Below are 17,433 nucleotides of genomic sequence, written 5' to 3'. Positions count from 1 at the left end.
GTGTGCGCCCTTCATCGTGGCTGCGCTCCAGTGGGGCCCTACACCTTGGCCATCTCTTTATAGTGATCGGAATACCCGGTTTTTTCGAAGACTAATCTCAAGCCTTCTTTGAAGGTGTCGTAATTAAACTCCTTCATGTCGATGACATTCTGCCCTAGCGAATGCGATTCACGATTGATGTAGCGGCAGAATGCTTGAAATTTGGCATCCCGTAGCTCTGGCATGAGAAATACATTGTTTAAGTCTTTCTTTCTAACAAAGTTAAAAAAGTATTCAACAATATTGCGCATGCAGTTGGCAATGAGCGCCGGCGGCTGCGCCGAGTCATTGACTACCGACCAATATGCCTGGTAGTCATTCTGAACCTCTTCGTATTTCATTTCCTGAACACTGCTATTGGCCGCAGACTTAGAGACTCGGAAGAGTTTCTGAGTCTCCTTTCTACGGCCGTGATTGGGATCGGTAAGCTCATAAAAGAAATATAAACTATGCGTCAGCACGAACACTTGAATAAAACGATCATTCTTAAAGAATACAGACCGTATGAGCTGCCCCACATTAAAAACAAATACATGAGAAAGGCTTGATATTGGGTCATCTATAACAGCTATGCGCTGTGCATGTGTATCCTCTGGGCTAGACTTCCCCTTGCATAGCTCACAGAAGTATAAGAAACTGATCATCATTTTCTCGCCTTCGCTCAGCGTATGAAAAGCGTGTTCCGACTCCCCGGAGCGAACGACTCGATATAGCCCCTCTGCGTGCTTAGAAATCTTGAAGCCATCAATGCCGATGTCCACCAAGCCGGCATTAATCGCGTCCACTGCTTCATCCGTATTCACTGTTTCCTTTTGAGCCCTCGTAACCTCCCTCTTAGCTTCGGCAATATCGGCTTCGATCTTTTCAATTTCCTCATCTACTTCTTTCAATTTCTGTCTCGCACTCTCGTGATCGACCTCATACCGAGTCATGGTCTGATCATATTTCCACCGCATAAGCCCCCAGAACTCGCCCTTGATAGCATCGAGCACAGCCTCACGATTCTTTAGGCGCTGATTATAGTCGTCAACAGCCCCATTTATCGCATCGACCTCACAATTGAAGTCTGCAATAAAACCGCTGGAGTCTTCGAGGGTTTCGAGCACTTTGGGGTTTTTTATCTTTTCCTCAATCTTTCCTAGATTGGTGTGCAGGATGTCAGTAACCGCCTGATATTTGATAGATAGGGGCGCGACGTGTTCACGTGAGAGCGGATGTTCCGTATAGATTTTTACATCTGGCAACTTCCCAACTGCGGAAACATATCTTGATTTTAAAGTTTCCAGCTGTTCCATCTGCCTTTGATACGTGTCGTCGAAGTATCCCTGCATGCCCTTAACAAATTTCGATGTAATCGTCCTCTCTTGGCAAAAAGGGCATGCCTCACCGCTTTCCTGAATTTCCTTCGAGAGGAAGCCAAGTCCCTGCTTTACCCAGTCCGAATTTCCAAGCTCCTCTATCAGTGTGGCCACTTCACTGTCCGAGTTACCAAGGATTGTCCTGCCAAAAATGGCGTCTGATTCGATTTCACCAGCTATGAATGCAAGGTTCGGAACCTGTTGCTGAAACTGAGCCACATCCCCCTTAAGGACGTCCACTTCTTCCCGAAGCGCCTTAACATCCCTTTTCGGCTCGCTGCTTGGCTTTGGAATCGTTAGGAGATGGGAAAAGAGCTTTTCTTTTTGGCCTTTTAGACCATCAAGACAATACTCAAGCACTCGATCGCCGCCAGAGTATTGAGCTTTAATCTTCCAAATCTCATCTACGGCCTGTTGCTTTTGTGTCGCGAACATTTGGGTGACCTGCTCCCTGGCAGCCTGCTTTTCTTCTAATGATTTCGCTAGATCGCCACAGCGCTTGGTCTCCTTGGCAATCTTTTCCTCAGCATCCTTATTCTCTTTTGATAGACTAAAAATCCCCTTGAGACTATTGGCAACAAAGAAATTGTCTTGAATGAATCTTTGGTTGTAGACCAATACGGGGTCTGTTTGATCAGGCACCTTCCGGCATTGAGCGAAGCGCGCGTCTTCTGGGGCATAGAGAAAGTTTGAGATTGTTGACTTTCCAACACCGTTCAGGCCGTAGACCAAGTTGATCTTCTTGTCTGTCACGAGAGATGCAGGTTTCTTGAAGCTCGCAACTGAATCCATGTGAATCTCGGTAATCACGCGCCCCCCTTCTAGTGAAAAATCACAACATATGAAATATCAATGAATTAAATGCATGTAACACAAACCTCCGCTCATGCTGCATAAAACTGGTGAACGTGCTTACTGCCTATGACATCATAGCCGCTTTGGGTCGATAGCCGCCGCCTCATTTGGTGGCTTTACCAGCCAGCTCGCTGCCACCATGCTACCTCCCCGCCCCATCCACTAATCGAATATTGCTTTCCATCTTAGCCATGGCGGGATGGTCGTGCATAGCCGTAATTGGACGCCTTTCACACGGGTAAGCGGTAACTTCGTCTATGGGGCACGGTGGCTGGGGAAATAAGGCTCTTGTGAATTTGGCACGGCAACTGGGCGCCTTTCGGCGCCGATCGCTCGGCAAAGCCGAGTTCCCACCAAGCCGGGGCCAGGTCTTGATGGCTGTCCTCGGTGCTTAACGGCCGGGCGGCCACTGGGGATGGCGTGGCAGGCCCTCGCCGCTCAGCCAGGGCTGGTCGTGACCGGTCCAGATATGCGCCTCGGGCATCACGCTGGGGTCTTCGTCCAGGGTGGCCAGGCGCAGGACGAAGTGCGCCTGACCTTCCCGCTCGGCGATCAGGTGGCAGCCGCAGCGCGAGCAGAAATGGCGCCACTTACCGGGGCTGGATTCGTAGCGGTTGAGTAGCGCCTCGCCCTGGAGCCAGCGAAACGCCGAGCGGGCCACTCCCGCCGTGACCACGGCGGGGGCAGCATGGGCCTTGCGACAGGTCCGGCAGTGGCAGATCTGCGGGGCCGTGCTCAGCGCCTCGATGGCGTAGCGCACCCCACCGCATAGACAGCTTCCTTGCATATTGCCCTCCTTGTGGGCCGAGTCGTTTTCCAGTGTCAGATCGTCCATGGCCAGGCGGATGTGGCCTGGCTGGCGTATTTACCGCCCCCGAGTGTCTCCAGGCCCGTCACCGGCGAACTGCCGACGATACGCGGCGGGCGAGAGTCGGACCAGGCGGCCGAATAGCGCGCAGAAGGTGGCCACGTCCCGATAGCCCACCCGCTCGGTGATCTCCGCCACGGTCAGCGAGGAGGAGCGCAGCAGGCCCTTGGCCACCTCCACACGATGGCGCTGTAGGCAGGCCAGCGGCGTGGTGCCGACTTCGCGGTTGAAGCGGCGCAACAGCGTTCGCGTGCTGCAGTGAAAGGCAGCGGCCAGGCGCGGGAGGTCGTAGGGCTCGTCGTAGCGATGGATCAGCCACTGCTCGACCCGCGCCGAGAAGCGCACCTCGCGCTCTCGGACAGGCGGCGCCTCCACGTAGGGTGCCTGACTCTCCCGCGAGGGTGCGAGCAGGGCCAGGCCGGCGACGCGCTGAGCCAGGGGCGCGCCACCCCGCCGGCGCACCAGGTGCACGGCCAGGTCGGCCGCGGCACTGAAGGCCCCCACGGTGGTGACACCGCCGTCCTCGACCATCAGGGCTTCCGAGTCTACCCGCACATCGGGGTACAAGCGGGCGAGCTGGGGGGCAAAGAGCCAGGCGGTCGTGGCGCGGCGTCCATGCAGCAAGCCCGCCTCGGCAAGCAGGAAGGCCCCGGCGCAGACGGAGGCCACCGGGACCCCGGCGGCAAAGCAGCGACGAATAAAGCGGATCTCCTGGTCGAAAACGGCGATATCGCCCTGCCTCACCTCGAGCCGCGCAAAATCCACGCCGGGCACGATCAGCAGATCGATCTCAGGCGTCGCTGGCGATGCCTTCAACTCGACGCCTCCGGCAGCGGTGATCCGCCGACGCCCCACGCTCACCATCTCGACCCGGAACGGCGCCTCGGCATGGCTCGAGCCGGCCAGCGCGACGCGATTCGCCATCAGCAGCAGGTCACTGATCGTGCAGGCTTCCATGCTCAGGCAACGGTCGAAGACCAGGATCGCGACGCGCATCTGCGGACTACCCCCGGGAGTGGCGAGATCGCCATATTATATGGCGGACTCGCCACTCCCTACCATGACGACGCCGGGCGACACTGGGGCCGACCCGAATCGCCAACTACGCAGGAGAGCCCGATGGCCAAACTGGGATCGATGGAGTGGGGAGAACGCAGCGATGGCATCCTGTCGCCGACGGAGCGCATGCAGATGCTCGGCGGCATCCTACGGGCGCAGCTGGGCGAGACCCTGTCACGCCTGGCACGGCACCTGGGCGGTTATCGGCGACAGCGCCTGCGCATCGACCCGGAACGCATCCCCGTCCCGGAGTCGGCCGTCACCCGCCTGGCCGACGAGCTGGCGTCGCAACATTACGACGAGCCACTGCGCCTGCACTGCCTACGCACCTACTTCTTCGGCCAGCTCTGGGCCCAGTTCCACGGCCTAGGCATCGACGCCGAAACCCTCTACGTGGCCAGCCTGCTTCACGACCTGGGCCTGACGCCCGGATTCCACCAGCAGACGGCCTGCTGCGGCTTCGCCATCGTCGGGGCACGCACCGCCAGGCAAGTCGTGGCGGAACGGCAGTGGCCCCCGGAACGTCAACGCGCGGTATACGAGGCCATCAGCTACCACCTCAACCCCTACCTCTCCCTGGCTCACCACGAGCCGGAAGCCGCTTGCCTGCAACGCGGCGCCCACCTCGATGTCATCGGTGCCGGCCATCACCTGCTACCGGATACCGCCATCGCCCATATCCACGGCGCCTACCCGCGAACCGGCTTTCGTGAAGCGATCCTCGCCAGCCTGTCCGACGTGGAACACGCGCGCGGATCGCATGCTTCGGTACTGGCGTCCTTCGGGTTCGCGCGCCTCGCCAGCCGCAACCCCCTGGATCGTCGACACGGGGATCACCGGCCGGCCAGTGAATAAATCACCGCACGCCCGGCAGGCTTCCCCGCCAGGATCCATGCCGCGCTATTGTGTCAGGCATTTCCGCTTATTCTGCGCAAGACGGGCTCCAGTGGCCCTCGCCCCGTTATCGCGGCGAAGGCCCCCACCGAGAGCATGGCGACGAGCGCGATCACCAGCGAGAGCGGAATCAAACCGACCTGGCCGATCGAATCAAACCACCCCAGGCCATAGGCCCCGAATACGCCACCCGCGATCACCCCTTGAGCGACATAGGAGGAGAGCGAATTCTGCCCGGCAAGCACCAGGAGCCGGGGAAGCTCGATGGCCCGGGAAAGGCGCACCAGCAGGTACAGGTAGATCGACGAAAGCGCCGGCGCGCCTATGGCCACTAACACCATCCCCAACAGGGAGATGACTTCATAGGATTCCGGCAGGAGGCCACCGATGACGGCGGCATAGAGCACATTCAAGGGCAAGGCGATACCGACCAGCAGCGGCAAGCGGCTCTCGAGCAGTGCAAACCCTCGACTGCCTTCGACAAAGAAGTCCGCCTTGGCCGCGGCCAGTCCGGCGGCGAAGGCCCCGAAGGCCAAGGGCCCCTGCAGGAGCAGCAGAAACGCGAAGGTGGCGGGCCACTCCATGGCTCGCGCCTGGGTCGCCTCGAAAAATCCGCCGCCGAGACTGGCGCTGCCCATCGCGGCAAACGAAGCGCCGTCGGCGGCCATCATCATCTCCACGACCACGGCAAGCACGGTGAGGCATAGCATGCTCAATGGCAGCATCCAGGCGGCCACCCTGAGCAAGGTGCGTGGCGGATGATCCTTGATCCACCACAGCAGTGACCCCAGCACCGCATACAACACCAGGATATCGCCGCTGAATACCAGGGTGGCATGAGCCATGCCCAGGATGGCCAACCCCAGCATCCTTCGAAAGTAGCGCCTCGCGAAAGACTGCCCTTTCGAGCGGGCCGACGTCGATTGGATGGCCATCCCCCAGCCGAAGACAAACGAGAAAAGGAGAAAGAACTTCAGCTGAAAGAAGCATTCGACGACGAATGCCGCCGTTCTCTCATCGGCCCCCTGCGGGGCGACGAAGGCGGACTCTATGGGTAAGGCCATAAAGGGCACATTGACCACGCAGATACCGATCAGTGCGGCCATCCTGATCACGTCCACCTCATGACTACGCCTGATGCGATTCATGACTCTCCTTAGTCATCACGAGCACACCGCGAGTGGGTGCACTAGCCTTCCACTACGACATCGGTGGTGATGGATCCATGCGAACGGTTATTGCTCGGACCAGACGGCATATTCGTTGCCACTGGGGTCGGTAAAGTGAAATCGCCGGCCCCCCGGGAAGTCGAAGATCTCCTGAACCACCGTCCCGCCCGCCAGCTCGACCTTATCGACCGTCGCCTCGAGGTTGGTACTGTAGATGACCACCAACACGCTGCCCCGCTCGGTAGATACCGCCTTGTCGGACTGGAAAAACCCACCATCCAGTCCGGCATTCTCGATGGCCGAGTACTCCGGTCCATAATCGACGAATGACCACCCGAACACAGAGGAGAAGAACGCCTTTGCCCTCTCAATGTCACGGGTGGGGATCTCGACATAATTGATTTTTCCATCTTCTTTCATGACGTCACCACCCCATTGGATATTTCAGTTCACCCCGCCTTCGATTCCGGAGAGCTCATCATTCATCAGGTGCCCCGTGACCGGCTCAATCAACTGGATCACTCAAACCAGAACTCGATCTCATCCGTCTCTTCCTTGAACTCGGCCGCATGCACCACCCCCGCCGGGACGTGATACCAGTCTCCGACGCCGTAACGCTCGACGCGTCCCTCGATGGTCAGGAGCAGCTCCCCACGGATAATCACGCCATGATTGTCCGTGGCATGTGAGTGCGGGGGGATACGGGTTCCAGACGGGTAGGACGCAAAGAGGACGTCCGCGCCTTCGGCAGCGAGCTTGTAAGCATCGAACCGCCCATCGAAAAGCGGTAGTTCACGAATTTTATCCGGATATTTCCCTGGCATCGCAACCTCCTTTGCTGCGCCTTGTGAACATGCCGCTGGGCGCGTCCTCGACACTCTCGACTCAAGGCGGATCGCGGCTTCGCCGGCCGGCCCTCGGCCAACAGCGCCCATCGCGGCATCATCGACTCTCCATCTTAGTCATGGCGGGACCCCGTGCACAGCCGATAGGCTTCGACGCCGGGCGGGTAAGCGGTGGCGTCGCCCATGGGACTCGGTGGCTGGGCCACTACCCACAGGGTTGGTGGGACGATCTCCAAAAAAAGGGACCATGCCCCTGTGAGGCATGGCCCAATCCCATGAAGCAAGTGGCTTAGCTCCGGGTCGCCTTGAGCGCGGTGGACTTGCCAAGGGCGGGGAGCGGCTTGTCGTTGCCGTCGGACAGAATCGTTGTCACCTCGGGCTGTGCGGTAATTAGCCAGCGAAGCGGAATAGCTTCTTGTTCGCGAACTCCATCATGCCGCCCTTGCCGAGTTCGCGGCCGTAGCCCGACTTCTTGACGCCGCCGAAGGGGATGTCTGCCCCCTCCAGGCCCGACGCGCCGATGAAGACCATGCCGACATCCAGCTGGTTGCCAACTTTCTCGGCGCGTTCGAGATCGTCGCAGATGACGATCGATCCAAGGCCATAGGGCGAGGCATTGGCGAGCTCGATCGCCTCTTCGTCGCTCGAGACCTTGTAGATCTGCGCGACCGGACCGAAGAGCTCCTGGCTGTACACGTCCATTGCTGGGGTGATTTCGGCGAGGATCGAGGGGGTGTAAACGTTGCCTTTCGGGTCGTTGTCACCGACGAGCAGCTTGGCCCCCTGAGCGAGTGCCCCCTGCACCTGTGCAGAGAGCCCTCGGGTCGCCCCCGCGGAGGAGAGCGGACCGAAGTCGCCGTTTTCGTACGACAGGCCGGCGATGGCCGCCTTGAACTTCTCGGTGAACTCGTCGAAGTACTTGTCCATGACGACGATTCGCTTCGAACCGTTACAGGCCTGGCCGGTGTTCTCCATGCGGCCAGCGACGGCGTGCTTCACGGCGTGGTCGATGTTATCCGTCTCCAGGACCAGGAACACATCGGACCCGCCGAGCTCGAGCACGCACTTCTTGAGATACTTGCCGGCCTGCTCGGCGACGATCGCGCCAGCGCGCTCTGATCCGGTCAGAGAGACGCCCTGAATGCGATCATCCGCGATGATCGTCGAAACCTGCTCGTGCGAGGCGAACACGTTCACATAGGCGCCCTCGGGGAACCCCGCGTCGCGGTAGATCTGCTCGATGGCCAGTGCTGACTCCGGACAACTCTCGGCGTGCTTCAGCACGATGGTGTTGCCGAGAATCAGGTTGGGTGAGGCGAAGCGTGCCACCTGATAGTACGGGTAGTTCCACGGCATGATGCCGAGGATGACCCCGAGCCCCTGGTGGCGGATAAAGGTACGCAGACCGTCCTCGACATCGAGCACTTCGTCGGCGAGCCACTCCTCGGCGTTCTTGGCGAACACCTCCGTGATATCGCCGGAGAACTCGGCCTCACCGATCGACTGGACGAGTGGCTTGCCCATCTCGCGATTGATGATGGCGCCGAGCGTTTCCTTACGCTCACGGAAGAGATCCGCTGCCTTCTGAGCCAGGGCCGCGCGTTCGGCAAGGGTGGTCTTGCGCGACCACTCCGTGTACGCCTTCTGCGCGGCGGCAATGGCGTCCTGGATCCCGGCATCGGTCGCGGTGGGGTATTCCTTGATGGTCTCACCGGTTGCCGGATTGATGACCGCATACTTACCCATGTGACTTATCTCCTTGAGTGATTGTCCCGGCAACGCCAACCTGTTGCGTATGCCGCGAACCCTCAACTTATGGGGTCTGAGGGCGCCTTGCAGCAACCCCGTTCGCTTGCCGATTGACTCGCCACCCGCGCCAGCAGGCGGCCAGCCTCGGGGCGGATCTTCTCACGGGTCTCGCCGGAACGAGACGGCGTATCGGCCCCGCGATATCAGCCTCGCCGACGATCGCCAGGCCCTCGGCCCGATTCCGCCGGTCATTGGCCGTCGATGGTGGTCATCTCAGCTTATCTCCTTTTCCGGCGCCGCGATGGCGGCCAGGAAATCGCCCATCAGGCGGCGAAAGTTGGCGGTGTTATCGGGCTGACGCCGGGCGATCTCGTCGCGCAGGCGCCGTGGCAGGTCGCCGGCCTCGGCGAGAAAGCGCCGCCCCTCCTCGCTCTTTTGCCAGTCGCTAAGCCAGGTATCGAACATCGCCACCGTGATCTCGGGGTGGAACTGCACACCCCAGGCCGAACCGTGGCGAAAGGCCTGGGGGGCCAGGGCGGTATCGGCCAGCAGGGTGACATGATCGGGCAGGCGGAAGGTATCGAAGTGGAAGTTGAGCCAGGGGCCGGGGTGGTGCCAGTCGGGATGGCGGTCACGCAGCGGCGTCCAGCCGATCTCGGCCTCCCCGGCGGCCAGAGCGGTACCGCCCAGGGCCCGGGCCAGCAGCTGGCTGCCGAAGCAGATGCCCAGGGTCGGCACGCCGGCGTCGATGACCGTTTTCAGCCAGCGCAGTTCGGCCGCAAGCCACGGCAGGCGCGGGTCGTAGGCGGATTCGGGGCTGCCCATCACCACCACCATCTCCAGCGTCTCCGGGGGCGGCAGGGGGTCGCTCACTAGGTGCGTCTGTAGTGCGATGCCGTGTTCGGCGAGCACCTCGGGCAGGGTGCCCGGCACGTCGCTGGGCGAGTGCAGCACCGCGAGGGCGCGTCTCGGTTTCATGGCGTCACCAGGGTGTCGTGAATAGAGGAAGGAGCGCCGGGTCGGCGCTCCCCGTGGCGGTTCAGAAGGGGTAGTCGAGGGTCGGCATCCAGCGCTCCCACAGGGCCCGGAGCTCACCGTTGGCCTTGACCTCGGCCAGGGCTGCCTCGACCCGGGCCAGGCGCTCGGGCTCGCCCTTCTTCACGGCGATGCCCCAGGCGTTGCGGCTGGCCACGGTAAAGGCGATGGCCAGGTCCTGCTCCTCGGCCAGGGGCACCAGGGCCACGTCGTCATCGACGAAGGCGTCGATCTCGCCGCGGCGCAGGGCCGCCACCATGTCCCCCATCACGTCCTCGGACTCCCCCGAGAAGGGCACCCGGATGGCGCCCTCGAAGGTCTCGGCCAAGGCCATGTTGAGGCTCTTGTCGATGGCCCCGACCCGGCGCCCCGCCAGGTCCTCGGCGCGGCGGATGGACGAGCCGCGCCGCACCATCACCGACTCGTCGAAGACCGCATAGGGGGCGGTGAAGTCGGCCAGGGTCTGGCGGTACTCGGAGATGCCCTGCCCGCAGAGCAGGATGTCCCCCTCCCCCGCCTCCAGGGCGGGGTAGAAGTCGGCCCACTGGCGGTAGACGAAGGCGGTATCCCCGGCCAGCTTGCTGCCCAGCAGCCGTGCCACGTCGGCCTCGTAGCCGTGACGCTGGCCCTGGTCGTCGCGCCAGAACAGCGGCGGCGCAGGCAGGTCGGCACAGATGACCTTGAGCTTGAGATCGGTCGCGGTCTGGTTCACGGCAGGTAGTCCTCGTACATGGATTTTTCCCAGTCGGTCACGGCGGCGCAGTAGCGCGCCCACTCGTCCGCCTTGAGGTCGCGGTAGAGGCTGGCCATCTCCGCCGGCATGGCGCCCTGGATCACGGCGTCCTGGTCGAAGGCGGCGATGGCGTCGCCCAGGGTGCGCGGCAGGTAGCGAATCTCGCCGGCCGCCCCCGGAATGCTGTCGCTGTTGTCCGGGGCGCCCGGATCCAGCTCGTTCTTCAGGCCGTCGCGCATGGCGGCCAGCAGCATCACATGGGAGAGGTAGGGGTTGACGCTGGCGTCCGGCACCTTGAACTCCAGGCGACCGTTGGCGGAGAGCCTCACGGTGCAGGTCTTGTTGTCCATGCCCCAGTTGATGCAGTTGGGGGCGAACAGCCCGGTGTCCCAGTAGCGCTTATAGGAGTTGACGGTGGAGGCCATGATCATCATGGCGCCGGGGGCGTGGGCCAGGAGCCCGCCAAGGGCATGTTGGCCGGTCTCGGTGAGGTGCAGCTCGCGGCGGCCCGGCTCGGCGAGGACGTTCTCGTCGCCGCGCCACAGGCTGAAGTTGTGGTGACAGCCGTTGCCCATGCTGCCGGTGGTGGGCTTGGGCATAAAGCTGGCCTTGACCCCGAACTCCTGGGCCACCTGACGGCAGATCAGGCGATAGGTCATCATGCGGTCGGCGGTCAGGTGGCAGTCGTCGAACATCCAGTTGAGCTCGAGCTGGCCCGGGTCCTCGTAGTCGCCCTCGATCATGTCCAGGCCCATGGCGCCGGCGTACTCCATGACCCGCTTGAAGATGGGCCGCATCAGCTCCAGGTTGCCCAGGTGGTAGGCGGGGCTGGCCCCGGGGCGCACCTTGACGTCGAGCTTCTCGCCCAGCCAGGACATCTCCGGCTCCAGGCCGGTGCGCAGGGTCAGGCCGGTCTCGTCGACGAAGCGGCGGTGGGTGTCCAGCAGCAGGCCGCGGGGGTCGGTGGCGAGGATGCTGCCGCCGTTCTCGGTGCGGTGCTCCGGTTCGTAGAGGCGGCAGAAGAAGGAGCCGATGGAGCGGTCCCAGGGCAGCACCTGGAAGCTGTCGGCGTCCGGCATGCCGGTGAACTCGGCGGCCTGGGCGCCGCCGCCCAGCAGCTCGCCGGCGCGGTTGCACTGCAAATCGGAGATGGCGGTACGGTGGAACTGGATGCCCTTGTCCAGGTTGCGCAGCAGGTGCTTGGCCGGCACCACCTTGGCCACCACCCGCCCGGTGAGGGTCACTACCTGGTAGTAGAGGTACTCGACCCCGGAGTCGCGGATGCGCGCGCTCAGTTCCTGCGTCACCGCGGCGCTGTTGTTGGTCTCGCGATGACGATCGAGGGCCGTGGTGGGGGCCGCCTGGAGGGCGGTATCGAGGGCCGACGTGGCTTGGGCGGTGCTTGTCAGAGACGTCATGTCATTCTCCTTTGCCAAACGCTCCCTGAGGAGGCGAAGGCGGTTCTGTTGTGGTTGTTGTGCCTGGCGAAGCCAGGGGAAAACGCGCAGTGCTCGGTCGATTCGTGCTAGGGGTCGATGGGGCTAGGGGTGGCCCGCCCGGTGGCGGGAGAGGCGCTGACGCCGGCCTCCCGGAAGAAGCGCGCCACCCAGGCGGCGACCTCGGCGTTGGCCAGATCGGTCTGCGACAGGCTGGCCCGGGCCGCCTGGGCCTCGGCCTGGTCGAAGAGGTGGCCGCCGTAGCGATCCAGCAGCGCCTCCACGTAGGCCGGGGTGAACTCGGGGTGGTACTGCACCGATAGCGCCGGGAAGGCGTAACTCAGCACGCCGTGGGGACAGTGGTCGCTGCCGGCCAGCACCCGGGCCTGGGGCGGCAGCTCCACGACCTGATCCTGGTGGAAGGCCAGCACCCGGCCGGCGCCTCGCTCAGCCTCGGCGCCCTCGTCGCGACGATAGTCCTGCCCCCCCAGGCCCCAGCCTGCCCCGGCCTTGGCGGTGCGGCCGCCGAAAGCGTCGGCCATCAGCTGGTGGCCGAAGCAGATGCCGAAGATCGGCCGGCCCAGGTCCCGGGCGCGGCGCAGGAAGTCGATCTCGGCGCGCATCCAGTCGGCGCCCTCGTAGACGCTGTGCTTGGAGCCGGTCAGCAGGTAGCCATCGAAGGCGGCGGGGTCCGGCAGCGCCTCCCCGGAGACCGGCGAAACCGCCTCGAAGCTCGCCTCCGGGAGCGCCGGGCCCAGCCAGGCCTCGATCATCGCCGGGTAGCCGGCGAAGCGCTCATCGAGCGGCTCCGGCACCAGGCCGTTCTCGAGGATGCACAGGCGCAGGGCACTCATGAGGCGGCCTCCGCGGTGGCCTCGCCGGCCATGATCCGCGCACCGTGGGCGCCGAGCAGGCCCTTCAACCATTCCACCGCCACCTCACCGGGCAGCTCGCCGCTGGAGGCGTCATGCACGCCGCGCTCGCCCAGCTCGATGGCGCCCAGCTCGCGCAGCTTGTCGGCGAGGGTCCGACTGCCGTGGTTGAAGGTCTCGTAGAAGCTGTCGCCCAGGCCGAAGGTGGCGAAGGTCAGGCCGCTGAGGTCGGGGGCCTGGGCCTCCAGCCTGGCGAAGAAGGGCTGGGCCGAGTTGGGCAGTTCGCCCTCGCCATAGGTGGAGCTGACCAGGATCACGAAGTCCCGCTCGGCCACCTCGGCCGGGTCGAAATCGGCCAGGTCCCGGGCCGTGACGGTGGCGTCCCCCTCCAGGGCCTCCACCAGGTCGTCGGCGACCATTTCTGCGTTGCCGGTCTCGGTGCCGTAAATCACATGTATCGTCATCTCAGGGTCCTCCCACGGGGGTCGCTTGGGCGATCTCGAGCAGCCTCGCCAGATCGGGAATGCGCCGGCAGAGTCGGCCGGCCGGCGCCTCGGCGGCTTCCACCGCCTGGATGCGTTTCCAGCCAGCGAAGTCGGTGGCCCGGGCGATCGCCGCCGCGGGCAGGGCCGCGGCACCGGGCCGCCCGAGTGGACGCTCGGCCCGGTCGGCGACAAGGTCGGCGGCGATGGTGGCGGCCACGGCGCGGGCATCCTGGCGGTTCTCGGGAATGGTTCCGCGGGGACCGCGCCGCAGCCAGCCGGTGCAGTAGAGGCCCGGGGCCAGGCGCCCTTGATCATCGGGCCGGGGCGCGTCGGGGGCGCCGGGCAGGTCGGGGTCGTGCTGGGCGAAGCCGATGGCGGTAATCAGGCTGTCGGCGGCAAGCTCCAGGGTCTCCCGGCCGCTCTCGCCGCCATGAAAGCGCACCGCCTCGACCCGGGCCTCGCCGAGCACCGCCTCCGGGGTCCAGCCGAAGTGGAAATGGATCTGGCAGCCATTGCTCTCGGTATGGCTCTCGGTATGACGCTCGGCCAGCTCGTGGAAGGCGGCTAGGCGCAGGCTCACGGCCTGGTCTTCGACGCTCTCAGGAGCCGGCAGCGTCGCGTGGAAGTGAAAGGAGAGCCCCGCCAGGCGCCCCAGCTCACGGAGCATGGCGGCGTCACACTTGGCCTCGGCGGCGGAAGAGCGGCCGACGATATCGAGCCGTGCCAGCGGCGTGGCCCGGCAGGCGGCCAGTGCCTCCGGCGACAGCTCGGAACCCTCGAAGGCGGCCTCGGGCTTGCTCAGTAGGCGCAGCACGTCGATGCCCACGTTGCCCTGGCCGATGATCACCGCTCGCCGGCCCAGGTCGGGACGCATCCCCTGCTCGTCCGGATGATCGTTGAGGCGGCGAGTCAGGGCGCCGGCGCCATAGACCCCGGGCAGGTCGTCGCCGGGGATGCCCAGGCGGCGATCGGCGGCCAGGCCGGTGGCCAGGGCCACCACGTCATAGGCCTCGCGCAGCTCGTCCAGGGTGAAGTCACGGCCCAACGTCAGGTTGCCGTGGAAGCCGATACCATCGCGCTCGAAGAGCCGTTCGAACTGGCGGGTCACCGCCTTGGTGCCGGGATGATCCGGGGCCACCCCGTAGCGCACCAAGCCGAAGGGCACCGGCAGGCGGTCGAAGATATCGATCCGCGCCTCGGCCCACTGCTTGCGCAGGGCCTGGGCCAGGTAGCAGCCGGAGGGGCCGGCGCCGACGATGGCGATGCTCGGGGCCGTCATGCCGCCCTCCCCGCCCGGAAGCGAATCGGCAGCCTGACCGGGCCGGTGTTGCCGCTGTCCGGCAGCCACTCGGGGGTACCGGCATACTCGGGATCGAGCAGCCGTTGGGCCAGCTTGGCCAGGGCCACGGTCATGTCGCCCCGGGCGATGAAGTGGCCGATGCAGTGGTGGGCGCCGGCGCCGAAGCCGAAGTGCGGGCAGCGCTTGGCGGTGATATCGAAACCGGGGTCGTCGAAGGCGCGAGGGTCGGTGCCCGCCGACTGGCTGAACAGGTGCACCGTGGTGCCCTGGGTGATCTCCAGGCCCTGGAAGGTGAAGTCCTCCAGGGCCTCCCGGGTTACCCAGGTGACGGTGGGACGCACCCGCATCACCTCCTCCACCGCGGCCCGGGCCAGTTCGGGCTGCTCGCCGAGCAGCTTCCACTGCGCCGGATGCTGGATAAAGGTGTCCAGGGCCAGGGCGATCTGGTTACGGGTGGTATCGATGCCGCCGAAGATCGCCAACACGATCATGTCGTAGAGTTCCTGATCGCTGAGCGCCTGGTCGTCGTCCTGGTTGGCGCGCACCAGGCTGCTCAGGAAGTCATCCCCCAGCCCCTCCCGCTTGATGTTCTCCACCACCGCCTTGGCGTAGGCGAAGAGCTTGTCGGTGGCGGCGTTGATACGGGCCTCGTCGCGCTTGAAGGTGACCCCCAATGCCAGGCCCATTTCCGAGGCTAATTCCGCCAGGTTCCTCCACTCGCTGCGCGGCAGGCCCAGCAGTAAGCAGATCACCTGGGTGGCATAGGGCTCGGAAAATGCCGCGACGAAATCGCACTCGCCGGCATCGATGAAGTCGTCGATCAGCTCGTCGGCGATCCGCTGGAAATCCGGGGTCATCTTCTTGACCAGCTTGGGCGCGAAGGCCGGATTGGCCAGGCGCCGCAGCCGGGAATGATCGGCGCCCTCCTTGCTCAGCAGCATGCGCATCCACCAGTCGGAGAAGCTGCCATGGGCGTTGTTATGGGCCGGCCAGGCGTAGCTTCCCTGGCGCAGGCGGCGGTCGCGGACCAGCGTATTGACCTCGTCATAGCGCAACACGGCGATACCATAGGGGGTGCGGGCATACCAGCTCTGCTCCCGCGCCTGCTCGACGACCTGGGAGCGAATCGAGAATCCCGGGTCGGCCACATCCAGGTAGGGAGCCTGGTCGGTGGGCTCTTCGATCATGGTGGACATAGGCACCTCTTGTTATCGGTTATCGTCCTGGCATCCGGGCAAGAGTGACTGTGGTTATCGTGCTGCTGCCTGGGGCGATGCCATGTAAAAAATATAAGATATGGTTTTATATGTTTCAAAGGGTTTTTGCTGGAATCCCATCAATCGTTCGTCGTAGATGGCGTGTCTTACGGGACTGTTTCCGTGCGACTCGCCGGGGGCCATCACGGCCCCACGGCGAGTCGTAATGGCTCAGGAAGCGGTGACGGCGCTCTCGGCGGCCAGCTGCTCCGCCTGGCGGCGCTGGCGGGCCTTGGCCAGGGGCACCGAGACCGCCAGCAGGGTCAGGCCCACGGTGATGGCGATGGCCCAACCGGTCAGCGCATAGCCACCGATGGCGATCAGGGTGCCGGAGACGGCGGGGCCGATGGCGATGCCCAGGGTCAGGAAGCTGCCGCAGGCGGCCACCACACGCCCCTCGCGATCCAGGGAGGCGGCCAGGGAGGTGAGGTAGGCCAGGGTGTAGAAGTAGGTGAAGGCGATCATCATCACGCCGGTGGTGTACATGACGATGGAGGCCTCGCCCAGCACATAACCCAGGCTGGAGCCACCACACAGCAGGATACCGATGATCACCGGCTTGCTAAGCCCGAAGCGGCTGCCGATCAACGCCACCAGCAGCGGCCCCGCCAGGCCGACGAAGGCCTGCAGGGAGAACAGCAGGCCCAGGCTCTCGCCGTCATAGCCGACGCGGATGCCCACCTGCTCGACGAAGGCCCAGCCCATGGTGTCACGCATGGAGAAGAGGAAGGTGGCCAGCATCATGCACACCGCCGCCGCCGAGAGCATCTTGCTGTTGGGCAGCGCCGCCTGCTTCATGGCCTGGGTGATGGCGGCCCGCTGGGGCATCTTGAGCATAAAGAGCAGCATCACCGCCTGGGTCGCCGCCAGGGAGAAATAGAGCCCCGAGAGGCCGCTGCTGGCCATGGTGCGAGCGAACACCAGCATCACCACGATCATCAGCGCCACGAAGAGCACGTTCATGTAGCCGGCGATGGTGTCGGGGTCCCGGGCGCTGGAGACGCAGGCGTTGCCGCAGGCCAGCGCCAGGCCGGCCCCGGCGCCGGCCACGCAGCGCAGGATGGCCAGGGTGGTCACCTCGGTCGCCATGGCTGAGCCGAGGTTGGCCAGGATGGCGACCAGGGCCCCCACCAGGGCCAGGGTGCGCCGCGGCGCCTGCCCCATCAGGGGCGCGATGATCAGCGAGGCCACCATGGTCAGCAGGAACTCGGCGGACATCAGGTAGCCGGCCTGGGCCTCGTTCAGCCCCAGGTCGGTGATGATGGCGCTGATCAGGAATGGCAGGGCCAGCAGCGCCAGCAGGCCGACGCCGTAGGCGGCGGCGAAGGCCGAGAAGACCAGTGACCAGCTCTCCGGCAGGGAGTCGCGCAGTAGTTTCATGTCATATCCTCGTGGTTGTTATTGGCGTAACGATGGATCCAGCGGCTTGGGTCATCCCCCCTCGCATCACGGGGAGGCCGTCACGAAATGGGCTGCAAGG

General features: G+C 64.0%; 16 protein-coding genes. 1 reads left to right on the top strand and 15 read right to left on the bottom strand.

Annotation, left to right across the window (positions count from 1 at the left end):
- Positions 1–38 precede the first annotated feature (38 nt).
- The 3 genes from HPA02_RS09145 to HPA02_RS09135 all read right to left on the bottom strand — a co-directional run bounded on the left by HPA02_RS09145 (position 39) and on the right by HPA02_RS09135 (position 4,116).
- On the bottom strand, positions 39–2,207 hold the full coding sequence (locus HPA02_RS09145) for an AAA family ATPase (RefSeq protein ID WP_146802875.1): 2,169 nt from the start codon (positions 2,205–2,207) through the stop codon (positions 39–41).
- A gap of 436 nt (positions 2,208–2,643) precedes the next feature.
- Complete coding sequence (locus HPA02_RS09140; protein WP_146802874.1) at positions 2,644–3,039, bottom strand: GFA family protein; 396 nt, start codon at positions 3,037–3,039, stop codon at positions 2,644–2,646.
- Between the two features lie 78 nt (positions 3,040–3,117).
- Entirely contained in the window at positions 3,118–4,116 is a 999-nt protein-coding gene (locus tag HPA02_RS09135) for a GlxA family transcriptional regulator (RefSeq protein WP_146802873.1), read from the bottom strand.
- Between the two features lie 123 nt (positions 4,117–4,239).
- Between HPA02_RS09135 and HPA02_RS09130 the strand changes: the two genes are divergently transcribed.
- The gene (locus tag HPA02_RS09130; RefSeq protein ID WP_186809960.1) at positions 4,240–5,034 is read left to right on the top strand and encodes an HD domain-containing protein; all 795 of its coding nucleotides are present in this window, start codon (positions 4,240–4,242) and stop codon (positions 5,032–5,034) included.
- A 53-nt stretch (positions 5,035–5,087) separates the two neighbouring features.
- Here the strand turns inward: HPA02_RS09130 and HPA02_RS09125 are convergent, their stop codons facing one another.
- The 12 genes from HPA02_RS09125 to HPA02_RS09070 all read right to left on the bottom strand — a co-directional run bounded on the left by HPA02_RS09125 (position 5,088) and on the right by HPA02_RS09070 (position 17,333).
- Complete coding sequence (locus HPA02_RS09125) at positions 5,088–6,221, bottom strand: DUF418 domain-containing protein (protein WP_146802871.1); 1,134 nt, start codon at positions 6,219–6,221, stop codon at positions 5,088–5,090.
- 87 nt (positions 6,222–6,308) lie between these two features.
- Entirely contained in the window at positions 6,309–6,662 is a 354-nt protein-coding gene (locus tag HPA02_RS09120; RefSeq protein WP_146802870.1) for a VOC family protein, read from the bottom strand.
- Positions 6,663–6,760: 98 nt separating this feature from the next.
- A complete protein-coding gene (locus tag HPA02_RS09115) occupies positions 6,761–7,066 on the bottom strand; it encodes a cupin domain-containing protein (protein WP_146802869.1) in 306 nt (101 codons plus the stop codon).
- Between the two features lie 411 nt (positions 7,067–7,477).
- Complete coding sequence (locus tag HPA02_RS09110; protein WP_146802868.1) at positions 7,478–8,833, bottom strand: NAD-dependent succinate-semialdehyde dehydrogenase; 1,356 nt, start codon at positions 8,831–8,833, stop codon at positions 7,478–7,480.
- A gap of 276 nt (positions 8,834–9,109) precedes the next feature.
- Positions 9,110–9,814, bottom strand: coding sequence for a type 1 glutamine amidotransferase (locus HPA02_RS09105; protein WP_146802867.1), 705 nt, complete (start codon positions 9,812–9,814; stop codon positions 9,110–9,112).
- A gap of 61 nt (positions 9,815–9,875) precedes the next feature.
- Positions 9,876–10,583: a substrate-binding periplasmic protein gene (locus HPA02_RS09100; RefSeq protein WP_222593987.1), complete on the bottom strand. Its 708-nt coding sequence runs from the start codon at positions 10,581–10,583 to the stop codon at positions 9,876–9,878.
- Complete coding sequence (locus HPA02_RS09095; protein ID WP_146802865.1) at positions 10,580–12,022, bottom strand: glutamine synthetase family protein; 1,443 nt, start codon at positions 12,020–12,022, stop codon at positions 10,580–10,582. The genes HPA02_RS09100 and HPA02_RS09095 overlap by 4 nt, the downstream gene beginning before the upstream one ends.
- A gap of 107 nt (positions 12,023–12,129) precedes the next feature.
- Positions 12,130–12,894 carry a type 1 glutamine amidotransferase gene (locus HPA02_RS09090; protein WP_222593986.1) on the bottom strand — a complete coding sequence of 255 codons (765 nt, stop codon included), beginning with the start codon at positions 12,892–12,894 and terminating at the stop codon, positions 12,130–12,132.
- On the bottom strand, positions 12,891–13,376 hold the full coding sequence (locus HPA02_RS09085; RefSeq protein WP_146802864.1) for a flavodoxin domain-containing protein: 486 nt from the start codon (positions 13,374–13,376) through the stop codon (positions 12,891–12,893). Before HPA02_RS09085 ends, HPA02_RS09090 begins: the two co-directional genes overlap by 4 nt.
- A 1-nt stretch (position 13,377) precedes the next feature.
- Positions 13,378–14,676 carry an FAD-dependent oxidoreductase gene (locus HPA02_RS09080; RefSeq protein WP_146802863.1) on the bottom strand — a complete coding sequence of 433 codons (1,299 nt, stop codon included), beginning with the start codon at positions 14,674–14,676 and terminating at the stop codon, positions 13,378–13,380.
- A complete protein-coding gene (locus HPA02_RS09075; protein WP_222593985.1) occupies positions 14,673–15,893 on the bottom strand; it encodes a cytochrome P450 in 1,221 nt (406 codons plus the stop codon). Before HPA02_RS09075 ends, HPA02_RS09080 begins: the two co-directional genes overlap by 4 nt.
- Positions 15,894–16,124: 231 nt before the next feature.
- Complete coding sequence (locus tag HPA02_RS09070; RefSeq protein ID WP_146802862.1) at positions 16,125–17,333, bottom strand: MFS transporter; 1,209 nt, start codon at positions 17,331–17,333, stop codon at positions 16,125–16,127.
- Positions 17,334–17,433: the final 100 nt, after the last annotated feature.

Origin of the sequence: Bisbaumannia pacifica, assembly GCF_007989625.1 — a bacterium.
Classification (GTDB): Bacteria; Pseudomonadota; Gammaproteobacteria; order Pseudomonadales; family Halomonadaceae; genus Bisbaumannia; species Bisbaumannia pacifica.
This window is presented reverse-complemented; position numbering and strand designations above follow the sequence as displayed.